We start from the raw sequence: 10,023 nt of genomic DNA, 5'->3' as shown, positions 1-10,023 counted from the left end.
TCACTAAATTTTGATGTTTTCATATGCAGAATCTCCTGCGTTTATCGTACGAGAAAATTCTACTTTTGACGTCAGTTAATTTAAGGGATGATTACCGTCTGATATAGATATGATCTGCAGTTCTTGGATCGTAGGCGACCAATACCTTGTCAGGCCTTTTGGTTCCGGAGCGATGTAACCAGCCGGCTTTAATCAATTCAGGGCAAGTGTAGAAACAGTTGAACAAATTGACGCCAAGCTCTGAAACTGTCGCCTCAAAGTGCGGCATCAGGTTAATCTGGACCAACTGCTCTGGCGCAGTGCGAAGCCTGCCAGTCAGATTCGACACACCCCAGCGCCACAATTCGATAGGAATTAAGGGTAAGTCAGTCGGCATATCCTCAGTACGGTCATATCCTTTCAAACCTTTAGCGGTATTGTGGTAAAGCACGCAGGCCAGAATAATTCGGGTGAACTCTGGTAGGTTCAGCGTTGCGTCCTGACGATAATCATGGCCGCCACGTTTCGTACTCATCACCGCTTCAACAACGCCAGGAGTGTAGGGTTTAAATTCGTCCTGAACTGTTCTAAAGGCTCGTTCGACAATACCTTTAGCGTCACCACGACGGGCGGTAGCGTTTTCAATACGAACCCCAAAAGCCTCAGCAAACTTTTCAACCTTGGTACCGTTTATTTCCCCTTTATCAGCCAGAATAACTGCAGGTAAACCTTTGGTGGGCCAATCCTCTTCTGAGATCTCAATACCAAACCGCTGACAATACGCCACTTTATCCTCAACTATATGGGCTAGTGCGATCATCGCGCTAACCCATGAAGGCCCTTCAAAACCAATATAGAGGCCAACAACCATCCGGCTGAACACATCCTGCACTATGTAAATAACCGGCCGACCAACTATTCTGCTACGGTCATGCTCAGACAACAGATAAACATCAGCAATGGTGGCATCAATCTGGTACCTGTGGCCTGGGCCAAAGGTTTCTGCTGTCGACGTGCTTTTTAATGGCCGGATATCTTTGGCAAATTTGACCGCTGAATGCTGCTTTTCAACAACCAACGTTTTGGCATAGCGGCTTTGGTAGAAATAGCGAAATTGCTCCGGTGTGGGTAGTTCTTCAGGTTGGAGCTCAGGCATCAGTGCGCCAATCAAATTCAACGCACTGGCATAGGCCTGGCTTACGGCCGTATTCTTTTCGATGAGTAATTTGCTGGTAATAACCTGGTGAAATACTCTTTCGATCACAGGTGTAATGTTGGTGCCCACACCTGACCGAACAGTCCTTGGCCTACCCAGTTTTGCTTTTTCAGACTGCCGTGGTTTGCCTTTAGCGCCTGAGTTGACGTAATCCGGTAGTAATGCGTTTTTACACATACCACGCTGCCAGTAGCGACGAATAAAACGGTTTATCGTTTGGTGAGTGGCACCACTGACGGCCATCATACGTTTAACAGTTGCGCCGCGCTCACGAGGATAAAACAGGGCAGTATTTTCAATTTCATCTTTAATAATGGACCAGGCATACTCGCGCTTTTGCCAGTCGGTCGAGCCTTCTTCTACGCTGCGCGCAACAAGACTGAAGCAGGGGTCGTCAACCCGGGTTATTTCCTGCTGAATTAATAATTGCTCAATACCTGTTACAGCAATCTGCTCCGGCCATGCGGTCTTGGAATACAGATCAATCCAGAACGAAAGTTCACCATCCAGCCACAGCAGCCGGTAGTACAACTCGCCACGTTTAAAAACCTGATTAACCGGAAACATAGTTGACCTCCGAGATCTCTTTTTCAAAGGTAGTAGCGATGAGATCTGCTGCAATTAACTTTCGGTAGGGCAGATTAATATCAAACAGGAAATAACGTCTGGCAAGCAAATGACGCAACCAGAACAATGCCTGACCGGGTTCCTGGTTATACGCAAGGTCTAACTGCTGAGCTATTTTGATGATTGAGTCGTTGGGTTGTTTACCAAACTGGGTTTGAAACAGTTGAAATTGGTGGTGTAACTCGTCTTCGGCAAACTTTTCGCTTTCTGCAGGATAAAGCCACTGAATATTCATCACCACCTCTTTGCTGATTTCCTTCTCAGTGATAATAGCCCATGGTATCTGCTTATCTTCCCAGTATCGTTTTTCCAGTTGCAGCCGTTCGATCACTTCAGGTTTGGATAAGTCACTGCTGTATTTAGCCTGAAACGCCATTAAGGGTTGAGTTTGTCGGTCGAACGTAACCAAAAAGTCTGAGCTCAACACCTGAGGAGTGCCTTTGAAGACGGCATGGCTAATACCGAGCTCATCAGCAAGACGGGTGGTATCTTCGACACGCAGCGGAAACTGTTCACGGATATCCAGCACAGAGTGTTGCCAGTCCAGCGTCAGAAAAATAGCCAGTTCCAAATCAGAAAGCAGGTGATGCAACCGGCGACTGCGGTTACCAAATATCCGATGTGACCGGCCAAGTGAAGACACATCCCAGGTTTGAATCCAGGGCGTGTAGCTTCTGCCTTCGCCTTGCCCGCGGCCTTCTTTGATACGCTTCTGGATTTGCTGGTCGGAGAGACCTTTGTAGCTTCCAGCCATCAGAACTCTACTTTCATGGACCAATTTCTATACTTTAGTACCAAAAGGTCAAATAAAAATCAACAATTCGGTGACAAGCATCTGCACCACTATGTGAAAAAACCTTCCAAATAAATCTCTTGATAGGTAAGAAAAAATTTGTTTTACTTTTAAAAACATACGCATATTAAAAACTCACAAGAGAAATGCCAACTTTTTGAAAGGATATTTTTATGGATGAAAGCACCATAAACTTCACGCAAAAAATAGAAGAAAATATCGAATATCAATTTAATAAAATATATTTTTTATTTGGCGAGCGAAATAAAACAACTAAACAACTAATGAAAGAGGTTCTTGAGAAAAAAGAACCTGACAGCGGAAATGTGACTGTAAATCAGGCGCTAACCGATGCACTTATAAACGCAATGGCATCACTAATTGACTATTATCATATATATTGTTTTATAAGAATAGGGTTGGGGATAGAGCGGATAACAGAAGTACAATACAAACCAATAAACAACTATGCATTACGCTCTTCAAGTTCATTAAAGAATAAAAACAAAGACCTCCCAACATTGGATTTCATTAGAGAACAATTCAATAAAAAGATTGCAGAAATATGTAACATGGATATAGCTGGTATAAATAAAATACCTCTACATGATTACTGGCATGCGTACTTCGGTGAGGCAATATCAGAAATTTTGTCTAAAGTTGGTTTAACTGATAAAAAATTCAATTTTAAATTTGAATCGAATAAATTCATAATTGATAAAAAAATTCAAAAGTTCCATTACTATATGAACATGTTCTACTGCAACGAATTCTCACAGAATGGAGCCAAGTATGATATTTATATTGATATCAATAATTGCCTAAAACATAACATTGTTCCGTATGTGAAAATGAAAATAATATCTTTCGAAAACGAGGAAAGAGGATATTTACATTTCGAAATAAAGAATGAAGATGTTTTTTTCTTGAGAAGAGGGCTATTAAAAAGCATAGTTGAATTAAGTTTCGACGAAACCAGCCAAATTCTTAATTTAATTAATGAAGGCGAGTCTAATACCCACTCAAATGCAGATCTAAAGTGGATTATAAATAACTTATTCACTATTGATAAAGAGAATGGATATATCAATAAAGACAAGGACAGACTGCATTTTTTTGTAGGTAATGTTTTGATAGAAAAAAGCAAAGATGCAACCTATGTTGATGCTGCTGGCAGTCTAAAAATAACACTACAAAATTTGATTGATGATATTAAAAGAGGGATAGGGTTAGATATGAGTGAATTTGATCGAGAAGAAGAAAAAAATAAAAATGAACATGGCTCTAATACATAATTCCGTTTGGGCATCAATAAAGCCTATCAGTTCGACAACCTGCACGATGACACTATATATTCAATGATGAAACTTTATTTTGTGGGGTGAAACTTTATTTTCACCCCACAGCTTTTTATTTACAAAACAACCACTTACTCCACAGTCACCGACTTGGCCAGGTTACGTGGCTGGTCGACGTCTGTGCCTTTGATAATGGCAACGTAGTAGCTCAGTAACTGCAGCGGAAGGGTGTAAACGATAGGCGCGATCAGCGGGTGTACGTGTGGCACGTTCAGTACCCGCTGGGTGGCGTCTGATTTAAAGTGTGCATCTACATCAGCAAACACATACAGAATACCGCCACGGGCCCGCACTTCTTCCACGTTACTCTGCAGTTTTTCCAGCAGGTCGTTGTTGGGTGCCACCACAATAATCGGCATGTCGGCGTCAATCAGCGCCAGCGGGCCGTGTTTCAGCTCGCCTGCGGCATAAGCTTCAGCGTGAATGTAAGAAATTTCTTTGAGCTTCAGTGCACCTTCCATCGCAATGGGGTACTGATCACCGCGGCCAAGGAACAGCGAGTGGTGCTTGTCGGCAAACTCAGTGGCCAGCACTTCAATTTTTGGCGCCAGGGTTAAGGTTTCTTCCAGCTTGGCTGGCAGTGATTTCAGTGCCTGCACCATGTCTTGTTGCTGGGCAGCCGTCAGGCCGTTGTATTTACCAATGGCCAGCGTCAGCATGGCTAACCCCACCAGCTGAGTGGTGAAGGCTTTGGTCGACGCCACGCCAATTTCAGCACCAGCGCGGGTCATAAAGGCCAGGTCAGATTCACGCACTAACGACGAGCCCGCCACGTTACAAATAGTCAGGCTGCCTAAGTAGCCGGCTTCTTTGGCCAAGCGCAGTGCTGCCAGCGTATCCGCCGTTTCGCCCGACTGCGAAATACTGACCAGCAGGCTGCCTGGCTGCACAAAAGATTTGCGGTAACGGAATTCAGAAGCAATTTCGACGTTACAGGAAATACCGCCTAAAGATTCCAGCCAGTAACGGGCTACCATACCTGAGTGGTAAGAGGTACCGCAGGCGACAATTTGCACATGGCGAACTTTTTTGAACAGCTCGGCGGCGCCGTTACCAAAGGTTTCGTCCAGCACAGAATCGCTGCCTAAACGGCCTTCCAGTGTGTTGATAATGGCACTTGGCTGCTCGTAAATTTCTTTTAACATAAAGTGGCGGTACTGGCCTTTGTCACCGGCGTCATAACTGGCGGTTGACTCAGTGATAGTACGCTCTACTTGCTGGCCGTTTTTGTCGTACACAGTCACGCTGTGGCGGGTGACTTCAGCCACATCGCCTTCTTCCAGGAACATAAAACGGCGGGTCACCGGCAACAACGCCAGTTGGTCTGACGCAATAAAGTTTTCGCCAATACCAAAACCAATCACCAGCGGGCTGCCTGAACGTGCCACCACTAAATGGCTAGGGTCGGTTCTGTCCATCAGCACAGTGCCATAGGCGCCGCTGAACTGCTTCACTGCGGTTTGTACTGCGCTTAACAGTGAACCGGTGTTTTTCAGCTCTTCTTCCACCAGGTGGGCAATGACTTCAGTGTCGGTGTCGGAATTAAACACATAACCTTTGGCTTTCAGCATTTCACGCAGCGGGCCGTGGTTTTCAATAATACCGTTGTGCACCACAGAGATTTTGTCAGACACATGCGGGTGGGCATTGCGCTCAGACGGCTCACCATGGGTTGCCCAACGGGTATGCGCAATGCCGGTGCCGCCAGGGATTGGCTGCGCTTTAATAGCGTCGGACAGCTCTTTCACTTTACCTAAACGGCGCACGCGCTGCAGCTCACCGGTGGCACCTAACACCGCCACACCAGCTGAGTCATAACCACGGTATTCCAGGCGGCGTAAGCCTTCGACCAGAATTTCTACCACGTCACGTTGTGCTACTGCACCTACAATTCCACACATTTGTCGTACTCCGGTTAAGCAAGAGGGGCGCAAATCACTTTGACGCCATGAGCTGTTATGGCCTGCTTTGCCTCGGGGCTCAGCTGTTCGTCGGTAACGAGCACGCTGACCACAGACCAGGGCAATTCCAGGTTATGAATTTTCCGACCAATTTTGTCGGATTCGACCATCACTATCACCTCGCGGGCCACGTCGGCCATCACCCGGCTTAAGCTGGTCAGTTCGTTAAAAGTGGTTGTGCCGCGCTGCAGGTCGAGCCCGTCGGCACCAATAAACAACTGGTCAAAATCATAGGCGCGCAGCATCTGCTCTGCCAGTTGGCCCTGAAAGGATTCGGACTGCGCGTCCCAACTGCCACCCGTCATCAACAGGGTGGGTTCGTTTTCCAACTCGCGCAGCGCATTGGCAATGGCCAGTGAATTGGTCATCACCACCAGGCCGTTTTTATGCGACAGCTCAGGCAGCAGCGCAGCTGTGGTGCTGCCACTGTCGAGGATAATGCGGTTATGGTCACGGATAAGCCCAGCGGCGGCTTTCGCAAGCTGTAACTTTCGTTGTGAAACTTGTTCGACAGCAGCTTCATGGATCAGCTCTTGTGGCACCAGCACAGCACCACCATAACGCCGCAGCAACAGGCCGTTATCTTCCAGCGCGGTTAAGTCTTTGCGAATGGTCACTTCAGAGGTATCAAAGTGTGCAGCCAGCTGCTCAACACTAACTTCGCCCTGTTGGTTTAACAGGTCGAGGATCAGACGGCGGCGTTGCTGGGTATTACGTTTGTTCATCTGCCATTCACTTAAGTTTCGTTTCGAAAGTTATATTACACAAACGAAACTTAAATAAAAAGGGGGCAGCTAAAATTGCAGGCTAAATAGTAACGGATCAGTGTTGGTGGCTGTGCTCAGGCCCAATCAGCAGCCACATCAGCAGTACCCCCAGCAGCATAAACAGTGGTTGTAGCAGGTTGTTGTTTTGCTGTTGTTGCCGCAGCAAGGGTAACAAGTCGGCACTGGCCAGGTAGATAAAAGCACCAGCGGTGACCGCCAGCAGATAACTCAGGTTGGGCGTCATCCAATGGCTGATGATCAGAGTGACAACCACGCCAACTAGGCAGGCACTGGCCGACAGGAAATTAAACAATAAGGCTTTTTTTCGGCTGAACCCCGCATGCAGCAGAATGGCGACATCAGAAATTTCCTGTGGCAGCTCGTGGATCAGAATGGCCACAGTGGTGGTCATGCCAAGCAATGGATCAACCAGAAAACTGCCGGCAATCAGCACACCATCAATAAAGTTGTGCACGCCGTCGGCCATCAGGTTCACCTTGCCATAGCTTTGCGGCCCGGGCAGTTCGGGGTGGTTATGTTTCAGCAGGCGTTCCAGCAGGTAAAAACCCAAAAGTCCAGCCAGCACCCAAGCCAGCACAGGCCGGCTTTCGTGTTGTAACGCCAGCGCGTCGGGCAATAAATGTAAAAAGGCATTGGCCAGCAACACACCCACAGCCAGGCTGAGGATCAGGGGCAGAAAGGCTTGCAAGCGCCGTTCAGGCAATAAAAACAACACGGCACCGGATAACGACACCAGCATCACCAGGGCCGCGGCGCTAAGGCTGTACAACTCGATCATGGCTGGAAACCGTAAGAAAAGGTGTGACATTATAACTTTATTCTCTGGTTCTGGGCAGCTTGAATGAAAAAAACCACCTGCAAAGCAGGTGGTTGAGCAAAGGCCCAGACAGGGAAAGGTTAGGAACTAAAAACTGTAGCTAATGCTGGCGCGCAGATAGCGGCCAGGTTCGCTGTACCGTTGTATGCCGTCGGCACTGATATTGTTGCGGCTGCTGGCGGCGTAACGAATGCGCTCCCAGCGGTAATATTCGCGGTCCAGCAGGTTGTACGCGCCCAGGCTGGCCTGCCAGCTGTCGCCGAGCTGGAAGTTACTGACCAGGTCCAACACCACAGAGCTACCTGGCAGGTAAGTCACTAAAGCGCTTTGTTCGCCGTTTTCGTCGGTCTCGTAGGCGTCTTTGGCCTCCACTTTGGCGGTGTAAGACAGGTTGCTGTGCAGATGCCACCAGCTGGTCAGCTGGTACTGCGCGCCCAACACCAGGTTGTCCGGGCTGGCGGTGATCAGCGGGTCGCCATTGTCTTTTTCACCGTCCAGGTGGCTGTAGGCCAACCGCAGTTCAAACTCTGGTGTGACGCGCCAGCTGCCTTCCAACTCCAGCCCTTTGACCGTGGCTTTACCCACGTTGTCGTTGACTGTGTATGGGTTACCCTGGGTGACTGTGCAGCCAAAGCTGGTGCAGCTTTCGTAAACTGTCTCCGGGTTTTGCACTTGGGTCACCTGAGTGATCAGATTGTCGTAGGTGTCATGGAACAGGCCCACACGGACCCTGCCTTTCTCACCTTGCCACAGATAACTCAGTTCCAGATTGGTGCTGTATTCCGCTTCCAAATCCGGGTTGGACAGCGCACTGTTTAACCCATCCACCACCACACCTGTCGCCTGCTCGGTGCGGCTGACATTGGCGGTCTGGAAATACAGCTCTTCGGTGCTTGGTGCACGGAAGCCACGGCCGACCTGAGCTTCAAACCGCTGGTTTGCATCCAGCTGATAACGGCCGGTCAGCTGGCCGGTCAGAGCACTAAAGGATAAATCGCGCACTGAGCCGGTTGGGTCATTAAAACCTTGACCCACTGTTGGGCTGTAGCTGACATGGTCATAACGGGCGCCGGTCAGCAGGCTGAACTTGCTTTGGCCAAACTGGATATGGTCACGTACATACAAAGCCAGCAAATCGGCATCGGTCTCTGGCACAAAATCCGGGTCTATGTCCTGACGGGCAATTTCTGCGGTTTGGCCCACATAGCTGGTGTCGATGGCAGAAAAGTCGACCGAGCGCTGTTCAAAGCTGCCGCCATACAACAACTGCTGGCTGATGTCGCCACCGAGCTCTTTGTCGAAGGCAAAGGCAAACTTCATTAAGTCTTGCTGATAATCCCGGTCTTCACTGCGGTAGCAAGGGCCAGGCGAACACAGCCGCGCTGTACTGGCCGGGGCCAACATCAGGGTGTAGGCGTTGTTTTCAGTGGTCTGAAAATCCAGGCTGGAACTTAAGCTGTCAAACCAGGGGGTTTCGGCCAACCATTGGTGGTTTAAACCAATGCGCTGACGTTTTACCTGGTCATCGCTGTTGCGGGTCAGGTAACTGCGGCTTAACCAGGACAGGTTATTGGTGTCGGTATCGGCTTTGTAAGATTCAACCGTTAAACCCAGCTCATGGCGTTTGGATGCCTGGTACTTTACCTTGGCCAGAATATTATGGCTTTGATTGTCCAGCGGGTCTGCCACTGACCGGCCCGAGCCGGTAATGGCCTGTTTCTCTGCCGAGTCGTCGTAGTTCTCCATTTCATGGCCATTACGCAGGGTGCCCACCAACAAGGCTTCCCAGCCGCCAGTACGGCCCGCAAGGGTGAGGGTAGTGGCCAGTTCGTCGTTGGCACCGTTGTAAGCGGCCTTCAGCTTCAGCGCCGCATCATCACCTTCGGGTGTTAAGAAATCGGCCGGGTCTTTGGTGACAAAAAGCACCGCGCCCCCTAAAGAACCACTGCCGGCAGCAATGGCGTCTGCGCCTTTCACCACTTCAATTTGTTTGACTAAATCAGGGTCGACACCACCACGACCAGCGGCGAAGAAATCATAAAAGGCGTAGGTCGCCGGGTTTAAGGTTTCACCTGCTGACAAGCCATCGACAGTGATGGCCACCTGGTTACCTTCCAGGCCACGGATATTAAAGCCAGACGAGCCAAAACGGCCCTGATCAGTCAGCGTGACGCCAGGAATATAACGCACTAAATCCTGCAGCTGCTGCGCCTGCTCCTTTTCCAGTTCATCCGCTTTTTTTACCACTGTGGCTGCGGTGGTCGATTTTTGACTGTCCAGCACGTCAGCAGACACTGTGACAGCCTCCAGTTCAGTGGTGGAGCTTTGGGCATAAAGCGGGGTGATAACTGCAGTACCGATCGCCAGCGCCAGCAGAGATTTTTTTGTCAGCATAGGTAGGTCCTTCGTGTTCAGAAATAGCTCTGAATGTGTTTTTGTTGGCGGCAAGGTTAGATCAAATAAGAATTATTCTCAACAAAATAT

7 protein-coding genes are annotated in these 10,023 nt (G+C 48.8%); 1 reads left to right on the top strand and 6 read right to left on the bottom strand.

Going from position 1 to position 10,023, the window contains the following annotated elements:
* Window positions 1–91: 91 nt before the first annotated feature.
* Window positions 92–1,816, bottom strand: coding sequence for a Mu transposase C-terminal domain-containing protein (locus tag ACFO3I_RS16325; RefSeq protein WP_377335781.1), 1,725 nt, complete (start codon window positions 1,814–1,816; stop codon window positions 92–94).
* Window positions 1,749–2,576 (bottom strand): TnsA endonuclease C-terminal domain-containing protein, encoded by an 828-nt coding sequence (locus tag ACFO3I_RS16320; RefSeq protein WP_377335779.1) that lies wholly within the window; start codon window positions 2,574–2,576, stop codon window positions 1,749–1,751. Before ACFO3I_RS16320 ends, ACFO3I_RS16325 begins: the two co-directional genes overlap by 68 nt.
* Window positions 2,577–2,788: 212 nt before the next feature.
* Between ACFO3I_RS16320 and ACFO3I_RS16315 the strand changes: the two genes are divergently transcribed.
* On the top strand, window positions 2,789–3,910 hold the full coding sequence (locus ACFO3I_RS16315) for a hypothetical protein (protein ID WP_377335777.1): 1,122 nt from the start codon (window positions 2,789–2,791) through the stop codon (window positions 3,908–3,910).
* Between the two features lie 134 nt (window positions 3,911–4,044).
* Here ACFO3I_RS16315 and glmS read toward each other — a convergent pair whose 3' ends face one another.
* From glmS to ACFO3I_RS16295, 4 genes are all read right to left on the bottom strand, one after another.
* Window positions 4,045–5,874, bottom strand: coding sequence for a glutamine--fructose-6-phosphate transaminase (isomerizing) (gene glmS / locus ACFO3I_RS16310; RefSeq protein ID WP_377335775.1), 1,830 nt, complete (start codon window positions 5,872–5,874; stop codon window positions 4,045–4,047).
* Between the two features lie 14 nt (window positions 5,875–5,888).
* Window positions 5,889–6,659 (bottom strand): DeoR/GlpR family DNA-binding transcription regulator, encoded by a 771-nt coding sequence (locus tag ACFO3I_RS16305; protein WP_377335773.1) that lies wholly within the window; start codon window positions 6,657–6,659, stop codon window positions 5,889–5,891.
* A 97-nt stretch (window positions 6,660–6,756) separates the two neighbouring features.
* Window positions 6,757–7,500: a ZIP family metal transporter gene (locus ACFO3I_RS16300; RefSeq protein WP_377335771.1), complete on the bottom strand. Its 744-nt coding sequence runs from the start codon at window positions 7,498–7,500 to the stop codon at window positions 6,757–6,759.
* Between the two features lie 126 nt (window positions 7,501–7,626).
* Window positions 7,627–9,933, bottom strand: a complete 2,307-nt coding sequence (locus ACFO3I_RS16295; RefSeq protein ID WP_377335769.1) for a TonB-dependent hemoglobin/transferrin/lactoferrin family receptor — start codon at window positions 9,931–9,933, stop codon at window positions 7,627–7,629.
* Between the last annotated feature and the right edge of the window lie 90 nt (window positions 9,934–10,023).

Source organism: Rheinheimera marina (assembly GCF_042654345.1).
In the GTDB taxonomy this organism is placed as follows: domain Bacteria; phylum Pseudomonadota; class Gammaproteobacteria; order Enterobacterales; family Alteromonadaceae; genus Pararheinheimera; species Pararheinheimera marina.
The sequence above is the reverse complement of the archived record's forward strand: the minus strand, read 5'-3'. Positions and strand labels throughout refer to the sequence as shown.